Genomic DNA, 23,143 nt, shown 5'->3' with positions numbered 1-23,143 from the left:
AACAACATAGAACCCATGTGGGAGGGGGCTTGCTCCCGATAGCGGTGCATCAGCCAAGTATTCATTGACTGATGCACCGCTATCGGGAGCAAGCCCCCTCCCACACAAGGAGCTCATTGTTTGACAGATCGCTGTACGGCACGCCCTTTGCTGTACAGCTCATGAGGTAAACGGAATTTGTACCACCTCAGCGACGGAGTGGCCGGTTGTCAGGCAACGCGAACTAATCACGACACCGGTCGTCAATGACTGCATGTTCTTATCAGGCGGTAACGCACCATGGACAATCCTTTTCAGATCATCACCGACACCTTCACCCCAAAATACCGCGTCAACCTGAGCATCCAACGGCTCGACGGCAGCATCATGCTCACTCTCTCGGACGAGACGGGCGTAGTGGCCAAGCGCATGATCAGCGCCGAACAACGCAACGACCCGCAACGGCTCAAACGCCTGGTGCAAAGCATTCAATTCGGCATTGCCATCGAGCAGGGCCACAGCGCCATGGAGATCCTGGCGGTGATGACGGACGGCGACAGCCACAAATTGTTGCAGCGGCCGCCGACCCGTGCCCTGCCCTTCAGCGTCGGGCTTTAAAGCTCACCCTTCTCGGTCTCCAGGCTCGCCTCGCCCTTGCGACGCGGGCCTTCGACCTTCACCGACGGGAACGCCGACGACGCGTAGCGCACCACCAGAATCGCAAACGCCAGCAGCAGAATCCCGCCGCACAGGTAGATGATGCCGAGGTCGGGAGGATTGTGGTGGGACACGTTGGAGATTAACAGGCGCGTGAGCGCGGTGATCGCCACGTAGATCAGGAAACGCACCGGCATGTGGTTGGTCTTGAAGTAAATCCCAACCATCGCGCCCAATTCCAGGTAGATGAACAGCAGCAGGATGTCATCGATCTTGATGTGCCCGTTCTCCAGCATCCCCAGGAATTCCATCACCGCTGCCCAGGCGGTCACCGCACCGATGGCGAACAACGCCAGGTAGTGGAACGACTCGACAAACAGGTTACCCAGGGACTCGGCCAGCCCATGGACTTGATGGCGCAGCTTTTCGGCCCAATTAAATTTCACGATGGTGCTTCCTTAGGTCGGTTCGACCGGATAATGCGGGTTGGACGTGACGGTTGTTCTGCATGCAGAAAAAAGGCCAGAGGCGGGTATAAGATGATGGCGGGGTGACATGAGGCACGCCTGACCTGTATTTACGGGCTACATTAAAAAACTGCTACCCAAACCCCACGGTTTGGCCTACCCTTTTAGCTGTATATAAATACAGTAGTCGCAAAAGACAACTATCGTGAAGGCATGTGAGGTGGTGAATGGCCGTCGAAGTGGTATACCGCAGCAGCCGAGATCTGGAGCGTTTGTTCATGGATAAAGCCGAAGCTGACCGTCATGACAAGATGCTTGAACTCGCTGAGTTGCTCGCAGAAGTGTTGCAAAAAGCCGTGCCGTCCCTGAGCGAGCAGCAGGTGGAAGAAGCCGGGATCTACATGGCGAAGAATCGCGATGTGTTTGCCAAGGCGTTCAAGAGCCAACCGGATGCGTTGTCCGAGTTGCTGAACGCACCGGCGGAATAAAGCCCGAATTGAACAGGCCCTGAGTCCATGATTCAGGGCCTTTTTAATGCCTGGCCTATTTGTAGAGCAGGCGCTCGGCCAGTTCGTCCGCGACCCGTGCGGGTGAGCGTTTTTCAGCCTGGGCGTGGGCGAATATTTCCGTCAGGCGCGTGCCGATGTTGGACAGGTGCGCGGTGATGGTTGGCAGTTCGGCACCGCTGTGCTTGAGGGCGACGTAGATCAGGCCGCCGGAGTTGATCACGTAGTCCGGGGCGTAGAGGATGCCGCGACCTTCGAGTTGGTCGGCCACTTGCAGGTTGGTCAGTTGCGCACTGGCGGAACCGGCGACGGCAGCGCAGCGGAGCTGGCCGACGCTCTGGCGGTTGAACACGGCGCCCAGACCGCAGGGTGCGAGGATGTCGCACGGAGTGCTGAGCAAGGCGTCGTTAGCGATCGGGTGCGCGCCGAGCTGTTCCATGGCCAGCTGCACCTTGCCGTGGTCGATGTCGCTGACCAGCAGTTCGGCGCCGGCGGCGTGCAGTTGTTCGGCCAGGGCGAAGCCCACGTTGCCCAGGCCCTGGATGGCTACGCGCAAGCCTTCGAGGTTGTCGCTGCCCAGGCGGGCCATGGCGGTGGTGCGGATACCCGCGAACACGCCCATGGCGGCATGGGGCGAGGGGTCGCCGGCAGCGGTGGTGCTGGTAACGAAGCGAGTGTGTTGGGCGATGCAGTCCATGTCGGCGACCGAGGTGCCGCTGTCGGTGGCGGTGATGTAGCGACCGTCGAGTTGCTCGATGCAACGACCGAAGGCTTCAAACAGTGCCGCGCGGTTTTCCACATGGGCGGGGCGCAGGATCACCGCCGTACCGCCCCCCACCGGCAACCCGGCCAGGGCGGCCTTGTAGCTCATGCCCTGGGCCAGGCGCGCGGCGTCCGCCACGGCGCTTTCATCGTCGGGGTAGGCAAGGTAGCGACAACCACCCAAGGCAGGGCCCAGGCGGCTGTTATGGATGGCTATGACCGCCTTCAACCCCGTCACCGGGTCGATGCTCAGGTGCAGCGATTCAAGGCGGGTGCTGTGCATGAGAGCAAACATCGTCGAGCTCCCGAATCACTTCTTGTGTCGCCAAGTATAGGCTTGCGGCAGAAAACTGCCGAAGTGCGCTGGAATAAGCCGTCCGGTTTTGTAGGTCTTGTGACATAAGCGGATAGGATATTTCTTAAGCCACTGGACGAAATTTCCCAGCAAGGCTAAAACGGGGGCATTCGCCGGAGAATGCAATGAATCCCCGTCACGCTTTTTTCGCCTGCCTGGAACGTTCGCCCCCCGCGCTGTTTGAAGCCGCGCTGTGGATTGCCGCCGAGCATGACCCGGCGGTGCAACCGGCGTTGATCATGCAGGACCTGAAATTGCTCGAGCAACAGGTCAGCCTGGGCATGCCCCTGCTGCCGGCGGATGAACTGGGCCAACCCTTGCTGCGACGCATGAATGACCTCGGCTTCGCCCAGGATGACTTCACCCCGCTGCGCCCCGCCGCTGCCCTGCTGGACAAGGTGTTGCAACGCAAACGCGGACAGCCCCTGGCCATGGGGTTGATTGCCATGGAGCTGGCGCGACGCCTGGGCATTCCCATGGTCGGCGTCAACTTCCCCGGCCACTTCCTGTTGCGGGTGCCCGGTGCCGATCACTTGCTGGACCCTTGCGGCGGGCGACGCCTGTACCCCAACGACTGCCGCGAGCTGCTGCAACGCCAGTATGGTCCCAACCTCAAGTTGCAAGCCGATCACCTGCACACCGCCGAACCCCGTTCGATCCTGCAACGGTTGTCCCGCAACCTGCGCCAGTTGCACCTGGCCAATGACAACCCCCTGGCCGCGCTGATCGACGCCGAACGCGTGCTGGAACTGGGCAATGCCAGCGCTGCCGATTACCTCGCACGGGCCAGCCTGTATCAACGCCTGGACTGCCCCAACGCCGAACGCTTCGACCTGGAACACGCGCTGATGCTCAGCGAAGACCCGATCCAACGCCTGCGCCTGACTGAGCGCCTGGGGCATCTGCCGCCCAACTCCGTGGTGCATTGAACCCACTGCTCTCAAGCGCCTATTTCCCTGTGGCAAGCGGGCTTATGTGGTGAGCGGCCTTCTGTGGTGAGCGGGCTTGCCCCGCGCCGGAGTGCGAAGCGCTCCCACGATTTTTGGGGCCGCTACGCAGCCCAGCGCCGGGCAAGCCCGCTCACCACAGTGATCCTGCTCGATGTAGATGCAACATCTTCAGTGATTGGCCGGTACCTTGAGGATATCGCCGTGCAAAGGGCCCTTCGGCGCGTCAGTCGCGGGCGAGCGCACTTGAATGATCAACAACGCCGCGATCACCGCCGGAATCGCGCAGAAGAAGAAAATCTGCTGCACCGGAATATGCATCGCCAGCAGCATGCTGCCCAGCAACGGGCCCAGGATCGAGCCGAAGCGCCCCACACCCAATGCCCAACCCGTACCGGTGGCGCGTACATGCGCCGGATAAAAATTGCTGGCGAAAGCATTAAGGGTCAGTTGCCCGCCGATGATGCAAAACCCGGCGGCAAACACACAGGCCACCAGATAGCGCGGATTGTCGTGGTTCAGCCCCAGCAGCACGGTACACACTGCAGCCGCGGCCAGCACGCCGGACAACAGCCGCACCTTGTGCTTCAATCGATCGGCAAACCAGGCCATGCCGATGGCACCCAAGGTGCCGGCGAACAGGAACATTGAGGTCACCAGGTTGGCTTCACTCAACGCCAGGCCACTTTCCAGCAGCAGCGACGGCAACCAGCTGATCATGAAATACAGCAGGATCAGGCTGACAAAAAAGGTCGCCCAGATCAGCGCGGTCGGGCGTGCATAGCCATAGCGAAACAGCTCCACCACCGTCAATGGGTTGCCCTGCTCGCGGCGGTTTTCGTCCTCGCTCGCCAGCGGCACACGCCACCCAGGCAACATGCGCGCGGTGACCCTATGCAAGCGTGCATACGGCGGCGCATCGCGCAGCAGGCGCGGCAGGGATTCCGGCAGCAGCCACACCAGGAAAGGGAACAGCAGCAGCGGCGTCACGCCGCCGGCAAGAAACACCGCCTGCCAGCCAAAGCCGTCGATAAATCCTGCGGCCACAAACCCACCGGCTGCGCCGCCGAACGAGAAGCCGCACGCCGCCAACGTCACCATCAAGGTGCGCAAACGTGGCGGGGAATAGTCCGACATCAACGCCATGGCACTGGGCATCGCGCCGCCCATGCCGATACCGCAGATAAAGCGCGCCGCCATCAGCGTGGTCAGCGAGCTGGCGAAGACCATCAACACCGTGAGGCTGGCGTAGATCAGCACGCAGCCCAGCAGGATGCGGCGAACGCCAAAGCGGTCGGCCAGGGGAGTCACCAGCAGCGAGCCCAGCGTGAGCCCCAGCAGGTTGGCACTGAATACCGGGCCGAACGCGGCCTTTTCCAGCCCCCAATCCGACGCCAGCGCCGGCACCACATAACCCAGCACCTGGGCATCGTAGCCATCGGTTACCAGCAACAAGGCCAGCAACAGGAGAATCAACCACTGGTAGCGCGACACCGGACGGGCATCGAGTGCCGCGCGAAAGCTGGCAATCTGATTGTGCATCGCAAGGTACCTGTTTTTATTATTGTGCTCACGCTCTGCGCGGGCACGATCACTCAGGAGTGTCGGGTTGATTGGCAGGGTGGGCCTGGATAAATGCCGGATGCTGCGCTGCCAACGCCGCCACCCTGCCGATGCGTGGATACGCCCCCAGCGGCACCTTGAAGCGCTCCGCCGCATACAGCTGGGGAATCAGGAAGGCATCGGCCATGCCCGGCTGCTCGCCGAAGCAATAGCCCTTATCGCCAATCAACTGTTCCACCGCCCCCAGCCCCTGGCTGATCCAATGCCCGATCCACTCCAGCACCTGCGCCTCGTCATGTCCCCACTGACGCAACAGGTTCTGGGTGCTGGAGTTGTGCAGCGGGTGAATATCGCAGCCGATGATCGACGCCACTGCGCGCTCATGGGCACGGGTGGCCATGTCCTTGGAAAGCAGCGGCACCTGTGGATAACGTTCGTCCAGGTATTCAATGATCGCCGCGGACTGAATCAGCAGCTCGCCGTCATCGGTGCGCAAGGCCGGCACACGACCTTGGGGGTTGATGGCCAGGTACTCCGGCTGGCGATTGGCGCCACCCGCCGGCACCAGCAGGTTGACGGGCACCGCAGTGAAATCCAGGCCCTTGAGCGCAAGGGCGATGCGCACCCGGTATGACGCAGTAGAGCGGTAGTAGGTATAGAGCTCCATCACCCTGCCCTCCTAGCGCGCCGCAACCACGGTGCCACGGCATTCGCCGAAGCCGATGGAGGCGAAGCCTTCACGGTTGCAACGGGCGCGCAGGATCACCTCGTCACCGTCCTCAAGGAACCTGCGCACTTCGCCGGAAGGCAGTTCGATGACCTTCTTGCCGCCCTCGGTCATCTCCAGCAGGCTGCCGAACTGCCCGGCCTCAGGGCCCGACAACGTCCCCGAACCAAACAGGTCGCCGGCCTGCAGTTGGCAACCGTTGACGCTGTGGTGCACCACCAACTGCGCGACGGTCCAGTACATATGCAGGCTGTTGCTCAGGGCCAGGCGATGGGCCGGCAGGTTCTGTTCGCGCATGGCGGCGGTGGTCAACAGCACCTCAAGCTCGATATCCAAGGCGCCAGCGGCCTGGTCACGCTTATCCAACAGGTACGGCAGCGGCTGCGGATCGCCTTCGGGCCGCGCCGGCTGGGCTTTGCGAAACGGTTCCAGAGCTTCGGCCGTGACCACCCACGGTGAAATGCTGGTGATGAAGCTCTTCGACAGGAACGGGCCCAGCGGCTGATATTCCCAGGCCTGGATGTCCCGCGCCGACCAGTCATTGAGCAGGCAGAAACCGGCGATATGCTCGGCTGCATCGCCGATTGCAATCGAGTCGCCGATGGCGTTGCCCTGGCCAATCCAGATGCCCAACTCCAGCTCATAGTCCAGGCGTGCGCAGGGGCCGAAGGTTGGTTCGGTCTGGCCAGCCGGCAAGGTCTGGCCTTTGGGGCGAAGGACGTCGGCACCCGAGGGGCGAATGGTCGAGGCGCGGCCGTGATAACCGATCGGCACGTACTTGTAGTTCGGCAACAGCGGGTTATCCGGGCGGAATAGTTTGCCGACGTTTTGCGCATGCTCGATGCCGACGTAGAAGTCGGTGTAGTCGTTGACCTTCGCCGGCAGGTGCATCTGGCAATCGGCGGCGCGGTGCAGCACCTGCGCTTCACGGGCCTGCAGCTTGCTGCCCTCGGCAAGCAGTTCCAGCAGGCGCTCGCGCAAGGCCACGCGCGGGCCACGGCCCAGCTCGAAAAAGGCGTTCAGCTGGCCGCCCGCAGTCGCGTCAACGGCGCGGCGGGCTTCGCCTTCAAACTCATCCAGCGCGGCGTGCAGGTCGAGGATCGCGTCGCCAATCGCCACGCCACTGCGCGGGGCAGAGCCGTTAATGCTGAACACGCCCAGCGGCAGGTTTTGCAGGGGGAAATCGCGGTGACCATTGGCGGAGGCTACCCAACTGCGGGTAGGGGTTGGCTGCGTCATGGGTTATCTCCAGTTCGGGTTGAAGGTGACGGGCAACGAGGCCCAGCACGCGTCGTAGGAAGGTTGCAGTTGCGGGCACTCCAGGGCGAACTGGGTGGGACGCAGCACTTGGCTGGTCTCGAACATGAAGGCCATGGTGTTATCGATCTTGTGCGGCGCCAGGTCCACGTTGATGGCCTTGGTGCAGGTCTCGCCGTCCGGGCCGTGGGCGCTCATGCAGCTGTGCAGCGACGCGCCGCCGGGCAGGAAGCCTTCGGCCTTGGCATCGTAGGCGCCCTGGATCAGGCCCATGTATTCGTTCATCAGGTTGCGGTGGAACCACGGCGGACGGAAGGTGTTCTCGGCCACCATCCAGCGCGGCGGGAAGATCACGAAGTCGAGGTTGGCCAGGCCGTGCACGCTGGTGGGCGAGGTCAATACGGTGAAGATCGACGGATCGGGATGATCGAAACTCACGGTGCCAAGGGTGTTGAAGCGGCGCAGGTCGTATTTGTACGGCACGTTGTTGCCGTGCCAGGCCACCACGTTCAGTGGTGAATGGTCCAGCTCGCACGCCCACAGTTCACCGAGGAATTTCTGCACCAGCGTGGTCGGTTGCCTGAGGTCTTCGTAGTGGGCCACCGGGGTGAGGAAGTCACGCGGATTGGCCAGGCCGTTGCTGCCGATAGGCCCCAGGTCCGGCAGGCGCAGGGGCGCGCCATGGTTTTCGGCGACGTAACCGCGCGCCTGTGCATCCAGCAGCTCGACGCGAAATTTGAGGCCACGGGGCAACACGACAATGTCCAGCGGCTCGACGTCCAGCACCCCCAGTTCGGTGGCGATACGCAGGCGGCCCTGCTCGGGCACGATCAACAGTTCGCCGTCGGCATTGAAGAACACGCGGTCCATCGAGCGGTTGGCGCGGTAGGTGTAGATGCTGATGCCTGAGGGTTTTTCCGATCCTGAGTTGGCCACCATGCCGACCAGGCCGTCGATAAAGTCCGTCGGCTCAGCCGGAATATCCAACGGGTTCCAGCGCAGGCGATTGGGCGTCACCGCGCCCAACGGGCCGCCGGCCAACTGCCGCTCCAGCTTGATAAACGCGGGGTGATTGGCCGATGGCTGAATGCGGTACAGCCAGGTGCGGCGGGCTTCGCTGCGCACCATGGTGAAGGCGGTGCCGGAAAACAGCTCGGTATACAGCCCGTAGGGGGCTTTTTGCGGGGAGTTCTGGCCGACAGGCAAGGCGCCGGGCAGGGCTTCGCTGGCGAATTCATTGCCGAAGCCCGACAGGTATTCGAGGTTCATGGATCATCCTCAAGGCGGAAGTTGTTTTTATCGTAATCCAGTTACGCATAACGTAATTTGATCACTATCGACCGTCAAGCTATAAAGACGCCCATTCATCTCTCGGATTCTCGCCCCTCCATGGAAAAGCCCCGCGACACCGGTAAACAGAAAGTCCGCTCGGCCGAAGTGGGCACCGATATCCTCAAGGCCCTGGCCGAACTGTCGCCCTCCACGTCGTTGTCGCGACTGGCCGACCATGTGCAGATGCCGGCGAGCAAGGTGCACCGTTATTTACAGGCGCTGATCGCCTCGGGTTTTGCCGAACAGAACGCCGCCACCAACCATTACGGCCTGGGACGCGAGGCGTTGCGCGTGGGCCTGGCCGCGCTGGGCAGCATGGACGTGCTGAAAGTCGGCGCAATGCCCCTGGCGGAGCTGCGCGACGAGTTGAATGAAACCTGCTTCCTGGCGGTATGGGGCAACCAGGGCGCGACGGTGGTGCAGATCGAACCGGCCGTGCGCGCCGTGACGGTGGTGACGCAATTGGGGTCGGTGCTGCCGCTGCTCAGCTCATCCACCGGGCTGGTGTTCAGTGCCTTCCTGCCGTCGCGGGAAACCGTCGAATTGCGTGAGCGTGAAATCCAGGCCGGCACCGCCCATGCCCTCGCCGACGACCAGGCTTACGCCACCACCTGCGAACAAATCCGCAACCGTGGCCTGCACTTTGTGCATGGCCTGCTGATGCCGGGGGTGGATGCGCTGTCGGCACCGGTATTCAACGCGGTCGGGCAAGTGGCGGCGGTGATGACCGTGGTCGGCCCCACCTCGCTGTTCCACGCCGACGAAGATGGCCCGGCGGCGCAGCGCCTGCTGGCGGCGACCCGGGCCGTGAGCTGGCGAATGGGCTACCAGCCCTGAACTAGTCGTGCCACTGGGCCAGGGCCAGCGCCACGCGGTTCTCGAGGGTGCGGAGAGGGGCTGCGTCGCTGAGGTAGTTGTTGCTGATCATCGAAAATACCAGGCGTCGTCCCTCGGCGTCGGTGATATAGCCGCTCAACGATGACACGCCGGCCATGGAGCCGGTCTTGGCGTGCAGGTTGTTTTCCGCAGCCGTCCCGCGCAGGCGATAGCGCAGGCTGCCGCCGGTCATACGGTCGGCATTGCCGGCAATCGGCAAGGCGTTGTACCAGGCGTCGAACCAGGGTTGCTTGGCGGTGACCAGCAGCAGGTCCGTCAGGTTCTGCGCCGACACCAGGTTGCGTCGCGACAAGCCTGAGCCATCTACCTGGTTGAGTGTCGCCGGGTCCAGGCCCTGGCGCTGCATGAACGCCGCCACCGCCGCCACGCCCGCTGCCGCAGTGCCCGCATTGGCGGTTTTGCGGCCCATGGCCTTGAGCAGGGCTTCGGACATGTTGTTGTTCGAGAGCTTGAGCAGCGGTGTGATCAAGTCCTGCAACGGCGCCGATTGATGCTCTGCCAACACCGTCGCCGTCGCTGGGCTGGCCCCTCCGATCACGCGCCGCCCGAGCACCTGGATACCCTGCTGCGCCAGCGCCTGCTCAAACAGATTGGCCACCAGTTGCGTCGGTTCCCACACACTCACCCACTGCCGACTTTGCTTGCCCGGGGCGAGCGTTCCGCTGAGTTGCAGCAGGTTGGTACCGTGCTGGCGGGTAATCGCGTAGCTGTTGCCGGGGCCGCTGATGGCGCGGTTACTCAGTTGCACGTAGTCGGTGGACGGGCTCACCACCACGTTCACTGGCTGGCCGAGGGCGACGGGAGCGTTTGCCGTGACGAGTAAGGTGCCTGCGTCAAAATCCGCATTCGGCGACACCGTCAACGCCGAAATCTGCGCACCGTAGTAGGTACTTTCATCGTCTTGAGCCCAGTCCACGCCCAGGCGCTCGGCATCGAACCAGGTGTCGTCGAACACCAGGTCGCCTTGCACCTGGCGCACGCCCCGGCTCGCCAGCTGGGCCGCCAATGCCTGGTAGTCGGCGAACTGCGTGGTCGGGTCGCCGAGGCCACGCAGGTACAGGTTGCCGGCCAGGCGCTCGCCTTGCTGGGTGCCGTTGCTCAACAGTTGGGTGGAGAAGCGGTATTGCGGCCCCAGCACATCCATCGCCGCAGCGGTGGTGAGCAACTTGAGGTTGGACGCCGGAATCAGACGGGTGCGCGGGTTGTGTTGATAGAGGGTGCTGCCACTGCGGGCGTCGCGCACCATGACGGAAACCGTGGCGCCGTTGAGGACTGGATCGGCCAACAGCTGATCCAGGGTTGAAGGCGTGGATGGCTGCGGAACACTCGCGCAGCCGCCCAGTAAAACGCTCAGGCACAGCAGGTGTAGCCATCTTCCAAAGTGCATCAGTACTGTGTTCCGCAAAGCCATTAATGGCCGCAACGCTAACAGCTCCGTACCTTTGTGGCGAGCGGGCTTGCCCCGCGTTGGGTGGCGAAGCCGCCCTTACTGATGCCGTCGTGTTTTTTCAGGAGCACCGCAGAGTCTGTTTTGGGGCTGCTTCGCAGCCCAACGCGGGGCAAGCCCGCTCACCACAGGAAACCCACTCACCAGAGGAAGCCCACTCACCAGAGGAAGCCCGCTTACCAGAGGAAGCCTGTCCACCACAAGGAGCACACTTGCCATAAGGAGCCCGCCAGGTTTTAGAACTCCAGGGTGCTGGACACCGATACCTGCCGCGCATCGCCCATGGACACAAACAGGCGACTGGCCGCCGAGGTGTAGTAAACGCGGTCGAACAGGTTCTTCACGTTGACCTGGAACTTGACCTTCTGCCCATCGATCCTGGTGTCGTACGTGGCGAAGGCGTCCGCCACGGTGTAGCCCGGCAGGTTGAAGTCGTTGGCGGCGTCGCCTGCGCGCTCGCCGACATAGCGCGCACCGGTGCCCACGCGCAACTGATCGCCGCCGAAAATGTTGCCGAAGTCGTAGGCCACCGACAGCGAGCCGGTGTGCTTGGCCACGTTTTGCAGGCGGTTGCCTTCCAGTGTCGGGTCGTTGTCCTTGATGTCTTCGGCGTCGGTGAAGGCGTAGCTGCCGATCAGGCTCCACTTGTCGGTCAACTGGCCGCTGGCGTCCAGTTCCAGGCCACGGGAACGCACCTGCCCTGCGATGCTGTAGATGGTGTTGGCGCCGGAGCCCACCGACACCAGCACATTGCGTTTGTCGATAGTGAACAACGCTGCGCTGGCGGTGATGCGCCCGGGGATGTCGAGCTTGGCGCCCAGCTCCCACGACTTGGATTCCTCCGGCGTGAGGTCGCCGGTCAACGTGCTGCCATCGGCCAAGGCGGCGATGGTGGAGTTGGGCTTGAACGACTCGGTGTAGCTGCCGTAGAACGACAACTCATCGGTGTAGCGGTACACCAGGCCGGCACGTGGCACCCAGGCCTGGCCATTGCCGTTGGTGTTGGCCTTGAACGGCACGCCTTTGCCGGCGTACTGGTCATACATCTGATAGCGCGCACCGGCCACGAAGATCCACTGGTCAGTCAGGTGAATCGCGTCCTGGAAGAACAGCGAATCGCTGCGCAGCAGGTCGGTCTGGGCGCTGTCGGCGGCACTGACGGTAGTGCCCGCGACTTCGTTGCCGTACACCGGGTTGTTGTAGTTGAAGGTGCCGCGCGAGTTCTGGCGAATCAGGTCGGCGCGGTAGATCTTGCGGTACTCGTCGTCCAGGCCGAACACCAGGTCATGCTGCATGCCCAGCACATTGACCTTGCCTTCCAGGCTGGCTGTGGCGAAACGGTCAGTGGTGATCGCGCCCTTGGTCCCGTCCATCTTGCGGGTCAGTGTGCCGTTGGTGTTCACCGCGCTGACACGCACCTGGCTGGCGTCGTAGGTTTCACGGTTCCAGCTGTAGCCGAAATGGGCTTTCCAGTCGTCGTTCAAATCGTGGTCGGCTTCAAAGCGGTACAGGTCGGAACGGCCTTCCATGTTGTTGAACGGCTCGTCCAGACGGCGAGTGGCCGGGATGTCCAGCGGGTGGTTGGACTTGTCGATGGCCGTGCCGCGGTCGAACGGCGAGAGAAATTCGCGGTGTTCGTAGGCGAACAACAACTTGGTGGTATCGCCGTACCAGGCCAGGGACGGCGCCACCAGCGACTCGCGGTGGGTGCCGAAATTGCGCCAGTAGTCTTCGTCTTCATGGTCGACGATCAGGCGATAGGCCAGGCCCGAATCACCAATCGGACCGGTGGTGTCGAGGTTGCCGCCGCTGCCGTTCTTGCCGTCGCCGAAGGTGGAGCCGCGCACGGTCAGGGACGTGGCCTGGGTCAGTTGCGGCTTTTTGCTGACGATGTTGACCACGCCGCCCGGGTCCTGGATGCCATACAGCAGCGACGACGGGCCCTTGAGCACTTCGACCCGTTCTGCGGTTGAATTCAACGCCCGGCCCTGCACCACCGGCATGCCATCGCGCATGATCGAGCCGTTACGGTTATCGCCGAAGCCGCGCAGCATCACCGCGTCCTGGGTGCTGGCCAGGGTGTTGGCCTGGGTGATGCCGCTGATATTGGCCAGGGCGTCATCCAGGTTGCGCGGGGTCTGGTCGCGCAGCACTTGGGCAGGAACCACGTTGACGGTCTGCGGGGTTTCCAGCAGCAACGCGCGGGAACGCATCACCGAGCTGGTGGGCGGGGGCTGGTAGCTGGTGCTGTCCTCGGTTTGGCCGACCCCGCTGATGGTGGTGGCGCCGAGGTTCACCGCGCCATCGGTGGGCACCGGTTCCAGAGCCAGGGTGCGGGCGTCGATCTGGCGGAAGGTAAAGCCGGAGTTGCCCAGCAGACGTTGCAGGGCCTGGGTCGCACTCATTTGCCCGCTGACCGCCGGGGCACTGAGGCCATAGGGCGCTTCATCGGTGTAGACCACGCTGATCCCGGTAACCCGGCTGAAATCGCTCAAGGCCTGGGGCAACGGTTTGGCAGCCAGGGCAAAGGTGAACTGAGCGCTTTGCTGCTCCTGCGCCTGCGCCACGCCGAGGGGCAGCAACGCCAGCCCCGACACCGCCAATACCGAGGCTCCCAGCCACTGTTTAACCCAACCGCCCGCCGTCGACTTCATGCTGTGAAAACCCGTGTAGAAAACGCTGTTAATGCGAATAGATCGCAGTTTCAAGCACTACACGGATGGGCTGACGGTTTACCTCACCTTTATTTGCAAATATTTTTATTTATTGCGCCTGAATGCAAAAACCCAAGCGTGGGAAATGCACATGCACAGTGCCGGCGCGTTCATCGGTACGGCGCAGGATCAGCTCTTCGCGCCCGGCAAACAGCAGTTCACCGGCCACGGGGTCGGTGCCGTAGTCAGTGGCCGAGATGGTCACCTGCTGGCCGGGTTTGAAGCCGTTCAAGTCCTCGAAAACCTCATCGGACAGCGCAGTGGGCGTAGCGTTACGCGCCACTTCCAGCGCTTGCTCGGCGCTGATCTCACTGGCAGTGCCATGGCCAAAGCTCAATACGCGGTCCAGCCACGCCGCGACAGCGGGATACGCATCCACCAACGGCGCAGTCACCGATGAGCCCTTGAGAAACCACAGCGGATGGGCCAGGGCAAAGTCGGCAATCGACGGCTCACCGAACAGGAAGTCCCCCGTCGGGTGCTGCAATTGCTGATCGATACGATGGATGATCGCCGGCCATTGATGCTTGGCCTGGTCCAGTTGCACGCGGGCGGCGGTGCCACCGCTGAACAATTTACTGCGGTCAGCCACCAGCACCTGGAGCATCTGTGGCGGTACCTTGGCAAATTTGACGGCTAGGGATTCAGGCTGGAACACCAGCGCCACGGCATGGGAAAACACTACCGAGTCGGCCCAGGCGGCGAAGCCTTGGGTGACCAGCTCCAGGCCTTGGGGAAACAGCGCCGGGGCGGATTTTTCCTGCTCCAGGCGTCGGGCGATCAAGGCGGTGTCACAGTAGATGTCGGCACCGACCTGCAGCACCGGCGTCTTGCGATAGCCGCCGGTCAGGGCCGTAAGGTCAGGCTTGGGCATCACCGGCGAGATGCGCACGGAGTGCCAGGACAAGCCCTTGAAGCCCAGCATCAGGCGGGCTTTTTCAGCAAAAGGGGACTGCGGGTAATGGTGGAGAATCAACTCAGACATGCCAGGCTCCGCTCGATAGGTGAGCGGCTAGCTTAGCCTGCAAAACCCCAGGCGGGGACGATGGCAACCCATCAGTCAAATCAATGAGCCGCTCGCCGCCAGGCACTCCTTGGCGCTTTTCTTCAACCTCTTGATCAAGCGCTCCTGGCGCAACGCCTCGCCTTTGCTCGCGCATTGCTCCGTGTACACCAGGGCGACCGCCGGGCTGGACAGGAAAAACCGTGCGCCCTTGCCGCTCTGATGAGCGGCAAAACGGCGCACCGGGTCATTGCTGATGCCGCAATACAGCGCGCCATTGGCAGCGCGTACCAGGTACACAAACCAGGGTTTGGGTTCAGAAGGATCAGTCACGGGTCGATTCGGCAAACCAGAAGAGCGCCAAGCTTATCAACGACCGGCCTGGAATGCCCTGAGGCCTTTGAGCGCCTGGGCACGCACGGCGTTTTTCAGGGCCGGCGACCAGCCCAGCAACAGGCCCTTGAGGCCCAGGGCCTGGCGCGACCAGCGCCACAAATCGAAGTGGTCGTGGTGTTCGCAGATCTTGCCATCGCGAAACACAAACCGCGCGCCGATATCGTTGACCACCGTGTTACCGGTGGCGCTGAACAGGTAGGTCGCGACCCAATGCGCGCTGCCGGTGGTTTCATCGCTGCGCACATGATCGAACGTCAGGGAGAAATCCTTGGCCCGGGTGGTAAGCATGCGCCACATATCGCCGGCGTCACGCCCGCGCAACTCACCGAAGGCCGGGTCGCTGAACAGCACATCCTCGGTGTAGCAGGCCGCCATGGCCGCGGCATCCAGCCGCTGGAAAGCGCTGTAGAACTCGGTGATCAGGGCGTTGTGTGCGTCGCTCATGGGCAGGTTCCAGACCAGGGGTTGTAAGCCGTCCAAGATAGTCCGGGCGCCGGTAAAACTCTATCGCCATTTACACCGGGAATGCCCCACCCGGCGCTACGGCACCATGCCGCAGCTGCGTGCGTAGGCAAACAGGTCCACATCGGTGGAGATGCACAGCCGGCTCATGGCCGTGCTTTTCTGCTTGCTGATCGTGGAAATACTGCGATTGACCCGGGCCGCAATCTGGCTGACGGTCATGCCGCTGGCCAGCATCCTGACCACTTCGCGCTCCTTGCTGGATAACTGCGGCTGTTGCAGCTGATCGCCGGTGCCCGCCTCCACCAACTGCGCGCGCAGGCATTCACTGACAAATGTCTCGCCCTTGATCACGGTACCGATGGCGGTAGGCAGCTCCCGGGCCGAGGCACTCTTGGCGACAATCGCCCGTGCCCCGTGGGCAAAGGACGCACGCAGCGTCGCCACATTGGCAAACATGGTGACCAGAATCACCGGCAATGTCGGGTACTGGCGCCGCAACAGCCCCAGCAGTCCGTAGCCGTCGGCCTGCTGGCCGCCGGGCATGGCGAAGTCAGTCACCAGCACGTCACACGCCACGCTGCCCAGCAACTTGAGCAATTCATCGGGACCGTCGGCCTCACCGACCACTGTGCATCTACCGCCCGCCTCAATCACCACCCGTTGCCCGATGCGCACAATGGGATGATCGTCGGCAATAATTACACGCAACATAAATACCCACGAATGATGGCAACTTGGAATTAGCGCAAAATACCTGTGTCCTCTTGTTTCAACAACCACTCTACACAGCCGGCTCCGGATTGCGCCCAGCGTTTGATAGATGGCAACTTTACGCCTACAAAATAAAAAGAAATTACCTACATCCAAAACTTCCAACCAAAAGTAATAACTTCCTACAAACCTTTGAGTCCCGAAGACTCATAACCGGCTCAGATAAGCAATGTATACCCGCAAGTTGCGCTGGAAGGCTTGCAACCGCGGCGTATTCGCCACCACACCATCGGCCTGGACCCGCGCAATCAACTGTTCGCCGCAATGCTCCAGGTCGACTCCGCCGACAAAGGCCAGACTGCCCACCAAACGGTGCAATCGCTCCACCAGCAAGGGCGCATCGGCGCGGGCCTGCGCCAGGTCCAGCCAGGCATCGTCCTCCCGTGCTTCCTCAATCAGGCTGGCCACCGCCCGGTTCACCATCTCATCACTGCCGAAAATTTCGATCAGGCTGGCCCGCGTCGGCCATGCGATCACGCCTGGACGACGAGCCGGCGCCTCCACCAACGGTGGCAAGGGTGAGGGTGCCAACTTCAGGACAGGTACTTGCTTGGAAAATACCCTTGTCACCATGGTCACCTCATTGCGCTTACAGTAATGGGTCAGCCCATGAGCTCATCAAAACCCAAGGCACTCACATGACTGTCTACAAGCGACCATGAATATCCTTCCGGATATAAAAGTGGCGATACAACAACTACGAAAAATCCAACTTTCCTACAAAATATGAATATAAATTCTCACGCGCTTACGCCTGAATTCTGGCCCCCTCGATTGTCGTAATAGTTGTATTTCCCCCGCAGCACCGCGCGGCTAAATTGCCGCCACTCCGCAAAGACGGAACGGGCTCGCGGCCTTCTGCGACCCCAGCCAAATACAACCCGCCGCCTTGCTCGCCGCCTTCCCGCAAAGGCCGGACGATGCTGTGCGCGCTTCTATCAGCCAGCCCTGTAGTGGAACGTATTGAAATGAGCAAGTCCCTGACCCTGTCGAGCATCGCCCTGTTACTCGCCAGTGCTGCACCCGCCTTTGCTGCCAGTAACGTTGACCTGACCGTCAAAGGCCTGATCACCCCGAATGCCTGCACCCCGACGGTCTCGGCCGGCGGTGTTGTCGACCACGGGAAGATAGCCTCCAAGGACCTGGTCCAGAACAACCCGACGACATTGCCCCGAGTGACGTTGCAGTTGAGCATTGATTGCGATGCAACCATTCCCTTCGCCATCAAGCCCATCGATAACCGCAGCGGCTCCTCAATCAGCAGCACTAATTTCGGCCTGGGCTTTGTCAATGGCAACAAGAAATTGGGCAGGTTTTACCTGACACCAAAAAACATGGTCGCCGACGGCGTCGCAGTCCAACCCATTGCCTCCAGCGACGGCGGCCGCACCTGGTATGACGAGTGGGCCTGGGAACTGCAGACTCTGTGGGGCGCAGGCGCCATGGACGACGCCACCACGCTGCTGCCGATCAAGAACCTGGTGATGGGCCTGGAGGTCGGTACCCAGATCAACCGCGCAGACCAGTTTGATTTCAGTAACGAGACGCCCATCGACGGCTCCGCAACGCTGGAAGTGGTGTACCTGTAACTCAACCCCGTCCACACGGAAGGTTCTAACCATGCATTTTGCCCACGCGATTCCACTGACGGCGTTGTTACTCGCCGCCTCGCCACTGACACTGGCCGCCAGCACCACCGACCTCGCCGTCAAAGGCACCATCACCCCCAGCGCCTGTGCGCCGCTGATCGGCGGCGGTGGCACGATCGACTTCGGAAAAATGGCAGCCAAGGATCTGGAGGCCGATCAGTACACCTCGCTGCCCCACCAAAGCCTGCAGTTGAGCGTGCGCTGTGAGTCGCCGACGTTCTTCACCCTGACCACCGTCGACAACCGCGCCGGCTCCTCGGCCAACCACGCCAACTGGCACGGCCTGGGCATGACGTCGGAAGGGGAAAAACTCGGCGGCGCCGCCTTCCACCTGTATGCCCCGGTGGCGGACGGCGTTGCCGCACGCACCATTACCTCAGTCGATGGCGGCGTTACATGGGTACCCACCAGCATGCTCACCCACACCATGCTAACGGCAATCGCGGTAGGCAACCGACTGGTCCCCATTGCCGTGCAAGACTTCGATGCGCAAATCCGCCTGTACACCCACATCGCCCCCGCCAGCAGCCTGACCCTGACCGACGAAGTCCCCGTAGACGGGCACGCCACGGTCCAAGTCAACTACCTGTGACGCCCCCCAGACTCAATTGAAAGGAACTCGCCCCCCATGAAGCCCCTGTTTAACGCATTCGCCACCGGCCTGATACTGCTCGGTTCTACCACCGCTTACGCCGCGTCCACCGTCGACCTGACCGTCAAGGGCCTGATCGTACCGAGCGCCTGCACCCCCGTGCTGTCCAGCGGTGGCGTGATCGATCACGGCAAGATTTCCGCCAAGGACCTGAACACAAACAGCAGTACGGTTATTGGGAACCACACCTTGACCATGGTCGTCAGCTGCGACAGCGCGATCACCTTTGCGCTGCACTCGGTCGACAACCGGGCCGGGTCGTCCATCGCCTACTACGGCCTGGGCCTGATCAACGGCAACCAGAAGCTCGGCTCGTTTGATTTGATGCTCACCAACCCGATCGCCGACGGTGTTGCAGTGCAGCCGATTGCGTCCTTCAACGGCCAGGACAACTGGTTCAGCGAAAAATTCTGGGACCCGGGCCTGTACATGTCGGTGGCCAGCATGGCGGACGACAGTCAACCGGTGCCGGTCAAGGACTTGTCCCTGGAGTTGGTGGTTCAAACCTCCATCGCCCGCACCGACAGCCTGGACCTGAGCAACGAGGTCACCCTCGACGGCTCGGCCACCTTGGAAGTGAAGTACCTGTAACGCCCTGGGCGCCCATGCCTGGCAATCCATCACGGGCATGGGCGCTGTTTCTGTACCGCCCGTATTCAACTCGACCCGTGGCGCTCCCCATGAACACGCTCACTCAACGCCTGGCTGTATTGCTCTTGCTGACGACGACTCCTGCGGTGTTCGCCGCCGCCTTCGTCGACCTCACGGTGACCGGGCGGCTGACGCCGGACGCCTGTCACGTCACGCTGTCAGACCAAGGCACGATCGATCACGGAAAAATCCCCTCGCACACCTTGAACGCCAAAGAATTCACGGTGTTGCCCAGCCAGTTGCTGCAACTGAATGTGCAATGCAGCAGGCCGATGCTGTTTGCCCTGGTGGGGCTCGACAACCGCGCCGAGTCGTCACTGGCCCCCGGTTTTTTCTATGGCCTGGGCAGGAACATTCATGTGCCGGCCGAGCGCCTGGGATCCGTGGCCTTGTCCTACCGCAACCCCATCGGCGATGCGCAGTCCATGCAGGTGCTGGCCTCCAGTGACAACGGTGAAACCTGGTCGCCGGAACCGAATGCCTATCCCAAATCCTATGTGGGCTTCGCCCCACCCGGTGATCGCCAGCCCGACTTCATCGGCCAGTTGAGCGCCCAACTGCGCATCGACACCTCCATCAACTTCAGCCAGTACCTGACCCTGAACCAGGAGGTGCCGCTGGACGGTTCCATCGTGCTGGACCTGCGCTATCTCTGACCTTTTCATGCTGCCCCAATGGAAAACCCCGTCATGACGACGACATTGCTCAAAACCTCAACCTGCCTCATTGCCCTGACGCTGCTGTTTGGCAAGGGAGCGCAGGCCGACGGCATGATCCCGGACACCTCCGTGGTCATCGTCTACGAAGCCGAAGGTGAAGCGGCCGTTTCGGTCACCAACACCGACAGCCAACTGGCCCTGCTCCACGTCACCCTGGAAGACATTCCCGAAGACCGCGAGCCGTTGCTCGTCGTCACCCCGCCCCTGTCGCGGGTGGAGGCGTCCAAATCGCAACTGGTGCGGTTCATCCTGCAACGCCAACAACCGCTGCAGACCCAGCGGCTCAAGCGCGCGATCTTCGAAGGCATGCCCCAGGGTCGCCCGGCCACCGAAGCCGGGCATGCCCGGGTAGGCGTGACCGTGCGCCAGAACCTACCGGTGATCATTCATCCCAAGGGCCTGGCCCTCAATCGCACGCCCTGGACCCGCCTGGCCTGGTCGCAGCACGGCAACACGCTGCAGGTGCGCAACGACAGTCCGTACGTGGTACGTCTGGCCCAGGAGTTGCGCCTGCTGCCTGGCGACGGCAAGGCCATGTTGCCGCGCACCTACGTGTTGCCGGGGGAAACCCTGAGCGTACCGGCCACCGGTGGCACCGCCAGTAAAGTCCGGCTGCAGCCGGCCACGGTGTATGGCTTTGCCGTCGCCGCCTACGAAGCCCCCCTCACCTGACCAACACGACAGGCGCCCGGCGCCTGCATAACGAAGTGACGGCTCGAAGACCGTCACCGGGCGCACAGACGCCATTATTCGAGTGCCTTTCGTGAAAACAGTATTGAACTACCGTGACGGCGATGCCCTGCCCGACATTCCTAACCGCAGCGCCCTCCCCGCGCTGCTGCTGGCGTGCAGCCTGTTGCCCGCCGAAGCCTGGGGCGCAGAACGCACAGGCTTCGATGCGACTACCCTGCACCAACGCGGCATCGACCCGCAGCTGGCCAGCCTGCTGCTGGACGCACCGCGCTTTGCCGCCGGCCGGCACGCGGTGAGCCTGCGGGTCAACGGCCTGCCCCGGGGGAGGCTGGAGGTCGGTTTCGATCAACAGGGCCAACTGTGCTTCGATCAGGCACTGCTGGACGCCGCCAACCTGATCCAGCCCGGCGACAGCGGTCCCTGCCACGACCTGCTCGCGCTGTACCCCCAAAGCCTGGTGGAGCCCGACCCGGCCAACCTCACCGTGTCGCTGGTGGTGCCCACCGAAGCCCTGCGGCCACTGCAACAGGACATCTCCGGTTATCAGACCGGGGGGGTTGCCGCCCTGCTCAATTACGACCTCACGGGTTTCTATAACCGCTTCGAGGACGACGACAGTCGTTTCGGCTCCGCCAACACCGAGGTGGGCTTCAACGCGGGCGACTGGATCGTGCGCAGCCGCCAGGTGCAGACCTGGCAGGATGGCCTGTCGCGCAGCACTCATCTTGAGGCGTATGCCCAACGCACCTTTGCCAGCCAGCAGGCGGTGCTGCAAGCCGGGCAGATCAATCTCTACAACCCGGTATTGTCCGGTGCACAGATCACCGGGGTGCAGGTACTGACCGAACAGGCCCTTCAAGAACAAGGCCAGGGCGCGACCATCGAGGGTATCGCCAACAGCCCGGCCCAGGTCGAAGTGCGGCAGAACGGAGCGTTGATTCACTCCACCGTGGTGCCAGCCGGGCCGTTTTCCCTGACCGACGTGCGACGCCTGAACTCACGCTCGGACGTCGAAGTCACGGTCAAGGAAAGCAGCGGTGGCGAGCGCCGTTTCACCGTTCCCGCCGCCATGCTCGGCCTGGGACTGGCGGCGCCGGGGTACTCGGTGGCGGCGGGCCGCGTGCGCAATATCGGCGATGCCCAGGGTAATGATCCGTGGGTGGTCAGCGCGGGCTGGACCGGCGCCGTGCACCCGCAACTGTCCCTGGGCAGCGGTGTGCTGGCGGCCAGTGAATACCGTGCGGTGGGGCTGAGCCTGGGTTGGCTGCCATGGCTGGACAGTCAGGTGCAACTGGGCACCCAGGTCGCCGATACCCAGGCACGGGACAAGGTGCGTGGCGTGCAGACCGACCTGTCATGGTCTCAGCGCCTGAATGATCAATGGTCGTTCAGTGTGGCCAACTCCTGGCGTACGCCAGGCTATCGGGAGCTGGAAGAATCCACCTACGAATCCGACTCCACCCAGCAGCGGCGCTCCCGCTATCGCGATCAACAGAGTGCCACCCTGGGCTGGTCGCACCCGTGGCTGGGAGCGTTCAGTGCGGGCGTGTCGCGCTCCAGCAATTTTGATGGCGACAGCAGCAGCCGGGGCCTGGCGTCCTGGGGCACCAGCGTCGGGGGCGTGTCGTTGTCGGCCAGTGCCGAGTGGCAAATGGGCGGACGCCAGCAACAGGACAACGCGGTGTACCTGAATGTCAGCCTGCCCCTGGGCGAGAGTCGTCGCGTGCGCGCCTGGGTGCGCAACTCGGGCGGCGAACATCGCACGGGCCTGGGGCTGAACGAACAGCTCGACGATCAATTGAGCTATCGCGTCAGCGCCGAACACGACACCCGCGACCAGCAGGTGGAAACCACCCTCGGGCTCTCGGCCCTGCCGCGCTACAGCCAGCTCGATGTCAGCTACAGCCGCTCCGATGCCGAGCGGTCGAGCTATCAAGGCAGCGCCCGGGGTGGCGTGGTAGTGCATGGCGACGGTGTCACCTTTTCGCCCTATCCGGTACGCGACACCTTCGCCGTGGTCTCGGTGGGCGATATGGGCGGCATCAAGCTGAGCACCGCCAGCGGTCCGGTATGGACCGACTGGCAAGGCCAGGCCGTGGTGCCCCAGGTGAACGCCTATGGTCGCAGCCCGGTGGAAGTGCAGACCCGCTCACTGCCGCGCAATGCCGATATCAACAACGGCCTGGCAATGATCTCGGCAGGGCGCGGTGCGGTGGATCGGGTCGAGTTCGGGGTGACGTTGACCCGCCGAGTGTTGCTCACCGCCCGCACCGAACAAGGCGCACTGCTGCCCCGTGGTGCAGCCGTGAGCACCGCCGGCGGCGAGTTCGTGACCCTGGTGCAGGACGGCGGCCAGGTGTTCCTGCCCAATGTGCTGGAGCAATCCGGATTGTGGGTCAGCGCGCCAGGCTTGACCCGCTGCCGGTTGCAGTTCGAGCTGCCGGCCAAAGGCGATCCCCAGGTGTATTTCGAAACCGCGCCTGCGCGCTGCCACCCCCTATGAGGAAGATCGCCATGCCCCTTTTCCGCGCGCC

Annotated in this window: 23 protein-coding genes; 10 read left to right on the top strand and 13 right to left on the bottom strand. The window is 62.7% G+C overall.

The window, feature by feature from the left end:
- Nucleotides 1-279: 279 nt before the first annotated feature.
- The gene (locus NIBR502773_RS20745; RefSeq protein WP_065938619.1) at nt 280-597 is read left to right on the top strand and encodes a DUF3509 domain-containing protein; all 318 of its coding nucleotides are present in this window, start codon (nt 280-282) and stop codon (nt 595-597) included.
- Here the strand turns inward: NIBR502773_RS20745 and NIBR502773_RS20740 are convergent.
- On the bottom strand, nt 594-1,082 hold the full coding sequence (locus NIBR502773_RS20740) for a phosphate-starvation-inducible protein PsiE (RefSeq protein WP_027604688.1): 489 nt from the start codon (nt 1,080-1,082) through the stop codon (nt 594-596). The two genes, NIBR502773_RS20745 and NIBR502773_RS20740, sit on opposite strands and share 4 nt — an antisense overlap.
- A 248-nt stretch (nt 1,083-1,330) precedes the next feature.
- Here NIBR502773_RS20740 and NIBR502773_RS20735 point away from each other — a divergent pair, with 248 nt between their 5' ends.
- Nucleotides 1,331-1,591 (top strand): YebG family protein, encoded by a 261-nt coding sequence (locus NIBR502773_RS20735; protein WP_012722374.1) that lies wholly within the window; start codon nt 1,331-1,333, stop codon nt 1,589-1,591.
- A 55-nt stretch (nt 1,592-1,646) separates the two neighbouring features.
- Here NIBR502773_RS20735 and NIBR502773_RS20730 read toward each other — a convergent pair whose 3' ends face one another.
- Nucleotides 1,647-2,666, bottom strand: coding sequence for a Glu/Leu/Phe/Val dehydrogenase dimerization domain-containing protein (locus tag NIBR502773_RS20730; RefSeq protein WP_027604689.1), 1,020 nt, complete (start codon nt 2,664-2,666; stop codon nt 1,647-1,649).
- A gap of 185 nt (nt 2,667-2,851) precedes the next feature.
- Between NIBR502773_RS20730 and NIBR502773_RS20725 the strand changes: the two genes are divergently transcribed.
- The gene (locus tag NIBR502773_RS20725; RefSeq protein ID WP_141156827.1) at nt 2,852-3,655 is read left to right on the top strand and encodes a SirB1 family protein; all 804 of its coding nucleotides are present in this window, start codon (nt 2,852-2,854) and stop codon (nt 3,653-3,655) included.
- Nucleotides 3,656-3,844: 189 nt separating this feature from the next.
- Here the strand turns inward: NIBR502773_RS20725 and NIBR502773_RS20720 are convergent, their stop codons facing one another.
- Genes NIBR502773_RS20720 through hmgA form a run of 4 tightly spaced genes read right to left on the bottom strand, consistent with a single transcriptional unit; the run spans nt 3,845 to nt 8,489 of the window.
- Nucleotides 3,845-5,215: an aromatic acid/H+ symport family MFS transporter gene (locus NIBR502773_RS20720; RefSeq protein WP_141156826.1), complete on the bottom strand. Its 1,371-nt coding sequence runs from the start codon at nt 5,213-5,215 to the stop codon at nt 3,845-3,847.
- Nucleotides 5,216-5,264: 49 nt separating this feature from the next.
- Nucleotides 5,265-5,903 carry a maleylacetoacetate isomerase gene (gene maiA, locus NIBR502773_RS20715; RefSeq protein ID WP_027604692.1) on the bottom strand — a complete coding sequence of 213 codons (639 nt, stop codon included), beginning with the start codon at nt 5,901-5,903 and terminating at the stop codon, nt 5,265-5,267.
- Between the two features lie 12 nt (nt 5,904-5,915).
- Nucleotides 5,916-7,202 carry a fumarylacetoacetase gene (fahA, locus tag NIBR502773_RS20710; protein ID WP_141156825.1) on the bottom strand — a complete coding sequence of 429 codons (1,287 nt, stop codon included), beginning with the start codon at nt 7,200-7,202 and terminating at the stop codon, nt 5,916-5,918.
- A 3-nt stretch (nt 7,203-7,205) separates the two neighbouring features.
- Complete coding sequence (gene hmgA / locus NIBR502773_RS20705) at nt 7,206-8,489, bottom strand: homogentisate 1,2-dioxygenase (protein ID WP_141156824.1); 1,284 nt, start codon at nt 8,487-8,489, stop codon at nt 7,206-7,208.
- A gap of 120 nt (nt 8,490-8,609) precedes the next feature.
- Here hmgA and NIBR502773_RS20700 point away from each other — a divergent pair, with 120 nt between their 5' ends.
- Nucleotides 8,610-9,389 (top strand): IclR family transcriptional regulator, encoded by a 780-nt coding sequence (locus tag NIBR502773_RS20700; RefSeq protein ID WP_141156823.1) that lies wholly within the window; start codon nt 8,610-8,612, stop codon nt 9,387-9,389.
- 1 nt (nt 9,390) lies between these two features.
- On the opposite strand, the gene dacB is transcribed toward NIBR502773_RS20700, so the two are convergent.
- The 7 genes from dacB to NIBR502773_RS20665 all read right to left on the bottom strand — a co-directional run bounded on the left by dacB (nt 9,391) and on the right by NIBR502773_RS20665 (nt 16,818).
- Entirely contained in the window at nt 9,391-10,836 is a 1,446-nt protein-coding gene (gene dacB, locus NIBR502773_RS20695; protein WP_141156822.1) for a D-alanyl-D-alanine carboxypeptidase/D-alanyl-D-alanine-endopeptidase, read from the bottom strand.
- Between the two features lie 296 nt (nt 10,837-11,132).
- Entirely contained in the window at nt 11,133-13,550 is a 2,418-nt protein-coding gene (locus NIBR502773_RS20690) for a TonB-dependent receptor (protein ID WP_141156821.1), read from the bottom strand.
- A gap of 109 nt (nt 13,551-13,659) precedes the next feature.
- Nucleotides 13,660-14,595, bottom strand: coding sequence for a glutathione S-transferase family protein (locus tag NIBR502773_RS20685; RefSeq protein WP_141156820.1), 936 nt, complete (start codon nt 14,593-14,595; stop codon nt 13,660-13,662).
- A 75-nt stretch (nt 14,596-14,670) separates the two neighbouring features.
- A complete protein-coding gene (locus NIBR502773_RS20680; RefSeq protein ID WP_141156819.1) occupies nt 14,671-14,946 on the bottom strand; it encodes a GIY-YIG nuclease family protein in 276 nt (91 codons plus the stop codon).
- A 36-nt stretch (nt 14,947-14,982) separates the two neighbouring features.
- Nucleotides 14,983-15,453: a nuclear transport factor 2 family protein gene (locus NIBR502773_RS20675; RefSeq protein ID WP_141156818.1), complete on the bottom strand. Its 471-nt coding sequence runs from the start codon at nt 15,451-15,453 to the stop codon at nt 14,983-14,985.
- A 96-nt stretch (nt 15,454-15,549) separates the two neighbouring features.
- Complete coding sequence (locus NIBR502773_RS20670; protein ID WP_065938609.1) at nt 15,550-16,185, bottom strand: response regulator transcription factor; 636 nt, start codon at nt 16,183-16,185, stop codon at nt 15,550-15,552.
- Between the two features lie 207 nt (nt 16,186-16,392).
- The gene (locus tag NIBR502773_RS20665; protein ID WP_141156817.1) at nt 16,393-16,818 is read right to left on the bottom strand and encodes a hypothetical protein; all 426 of its coding nucleotides are present in this window, start codon (nt 16,816-16,818) and stop codon (nt 16,393-16,395) included.
- A gap of 395 nt (nt 16,819-17,213) precedes the next feature.
- Between NIBR502773_RS20665 and NIBR502773_RS20660 the strand changes: the two genes are divergently transcribed.
- From NIBR502773_RS20660 to NIBR502773_RS20635, 6 genes are all read left to right on the top strand, one after another.
- Entirely contained in the window at nt 17,214-17,834 is a 621-nt protein-coding gene (locus NIBR502773_RS20660; RefSeq protein ID WP_065938607.1) for a DUF1120 domain-containing protein, read from the top strand.
- A gap of 31 nt (nt 17,835-17,865) precedes the next feature.
- On the top strand, nt 17,866-18,486 hold the full coding sequence (locus tag NIBR502773_RS20655; protein ID WP_141156816.1) for a DUF1120 domain-containing protein: 621 nt from the start codon (nt 17,866-17,868) through the stop codon (nt 18,484-18,486).
- A 36-nt stretch (nt 18,487-18,522) separates the two neighbouring features.
- Nucleotides 18,523-19,137, top strand: coding sequence for a DUF1120 domain-containing protein (locus NIBR502773_RS20650; RefSeq protein WP_141156815.1), 615 nt, complete (start codon nt 18,523-18,525; stop codon nt 19,135-19,137).
- Between the two features lie 89 nt (nt 19,138-19,226).
- Nucleotides 19,227-19,853: a DUF1120 domain-containing protein gene (locus tag NIBR502773_RS20645; RefSeq protein ID WP_141156814.1), complete on the top strand. Its 627-nt coding sequence runs from the start codon at nt 19,227-19,229 to the stop codon at nt 19,851-19,853.
- A gap of 33 nt (nt 19,854-19,886) precedes the next feature.
- The gene (locus NIBR502773_RS20640; RefSeq protein WP_141156813.1) at nt 19,887-20,588 is read left to right on the top strand and encodes a fimbria/pilus chaperone family protein; all 702 of its coding nucleotides are present in this window, start codon (nt 19,887-19,889) and stop codon (nt 20,586-20,588) included.
- Between the two features lie 91 nt (nt 20,589-20,679).
- Complete coding sequence (locus tag NIBR502773_RS20635) at nt 20,680-23,112, top strand: fimbria/pilus outer membrane usher protein (protein ID WP_257228035.1); 2,433 nt, start codon at nt 20,680-20,682, stop codon at nt 23,110-23,112.
- The last annotated feature ends 31 nt before the right edge of the window (nt 23,113-23,143 follow it).

The sequence above is a fragment of the Pseudomonas sp. NIBRBAC000502773 genome, from assembly GCF_006517195.1.
In the GTDB taxonomy this organism is placed as follows: Bacteria; Pseudomonadota; Gammaproteobacteria; order Pseudomonadales; family Pseudomonadaceae; genus Aquipseudomonas; species Aquipseudomonas marginalis.
The sequence above is the reverse complement of the archived record's forward strand: the minus strand, read 5'-3'. Positions and strand labels throughout refer to the sequence as shown.

Bases quoted from the DNA above. Each gene is read 5' to 3' on its own strand.
- NIBR502773_RS20745 (WP_065938619.1), top strand. From the start codon at position 280: ATGGACAATCCTTTTCAGATCATCACCGACACCTTCACCCCAAAATAC.
- NIBR502773_RS20735 (WP_012722374.1), top strand. From the start codon at position 1,331: ATGGCCGTCGAAGTGGTATACCGCAGCAGCCGAGATCTGGAGCGTTTG.
- NIBR502773_RS20730 (WP_027604689.1), bottom strand. From the start codon at position 2,666: ATGTTTGCTCTCATGCACAGCACCCGCCTTGAATCGCTGCACCTGAGC.
- NIBR502773_RS20725 (WP_141156827.1), top strand. From the start codon at position 2,852: ATGAATCCCCGTCACGCTTTTTTCGCCTGCCTGGAACGTTCGCCCCCC.
- NIBR502773_RS20720 (WP_141156826.1), bottom strand. From the start codon at position 5,215: ATGCACAATCAGATTGCCAGCTTTCGCGCGGCACTCGATGCCCGTCCG.
- maiA (WP_027604692.1), bottom strand. From the start codon at position 5,903: ATGGAGCTCTATACCTACTACCGCTCTACTGCGTCATACCGGGTGCGC.
- fahA (WP_141156825.1), bottom strand. From the start codon at position 7,202: ATGACGCAGCCAACCCCTACCCGCAGTTGGGTAGCCTCCGCCAATGGT.
- hmgA (WP_141156824.1), bottom strand. From the start codon at position 8,489: ATGAACCTCGAATACCTGTCGGGCTTCGGCAATGAATTCGCCAGCGAA.
- NIBR502773_RS20700 (WP_141156823.1), top strand. From the start codon at position 8,610: ATGGAAAAGCCCCGCGACACCGGTAAACAGAAAGTCCGCTCGGCCGAA.
- dacB (WP_141156822.1), bottom strand. From the start codon at position 10,836: ATGCACTTTGGAAGATGGCTACACCTGCTGTGCCTGAGCGTTTTACTG.
- NIBR502773_RS20690 (WP_141156821.1), bottom strand. From the start codon at position 13,550: ATGAAGTCGACGGCGGGCGGTTGGGTTAAACAGTGGCTGGGAGCCTCG.
- NIBR502773_RS20685 (WP_141156820.1), bottom strand. From the start codon at position 14,595: ATGTCTGAGTTGATTCTCCACCATTACCCGCAGTCCCCTTTTGCTGAA.
- NIBR502773_RS20675 (WP_141156818.1), bottom strand. From the start codon at position 15,453: ATGAGCGACGCACACAACGCCCTGATCACCGAGTTCTACAGCGCTTTC.
- NIBR502773_RS20670 (WP_065938609.1), bottom strand. From the start codon at position 16,185: ATGTTGCGTGTAATTATTGCCGACGATCATCCCATTGTGCGCATCGGG.
- NIBR502773_RS20665 (WP_141156817.1), bottom strand. From the start codon at position 16,818: ATGGTGACAAGGGTATTTTCCAAGCAAGTACCTGTCCTGAAGTTGGCA.
- NIBR502773_RS20660 (WP_065938607.1), top strand. From the start codon at position 17,214: ATGAGCAAGTCCCTGACCCTGTCGAGCATCGCCCTGTTACTCGCCAGT.
- NIBR502773_RS20655 (WP_141156816.1), top strand. From the start codon at position 17,866: ATGCATTTTGCCCACGCGATTCCACTGACGGCGTTGTTACTCGCCGCC.
- NIBR502773_RS20650 (WP_141156815.1), top strand. From the start codon at position 18,523: ATGAAGCCCCTGTTTAACGCATTCGCCACCGGCCTGATACTGCTCGGT.
- NIBR502773_RS20645 (WP_141156814.1), top strand. From the start codon at position 19,227: ATGAACACGCTCACTCAACGCCTGGCTGTATTGCTCTTGCTGACGACG.
- NIBR502773_RS20640 (WP_141156813.1), top strand. From the start codon at position 19,887: ATGACGACGACATTGCTCAAAACCTCAACCTGCCTCATTGCCCTGACG.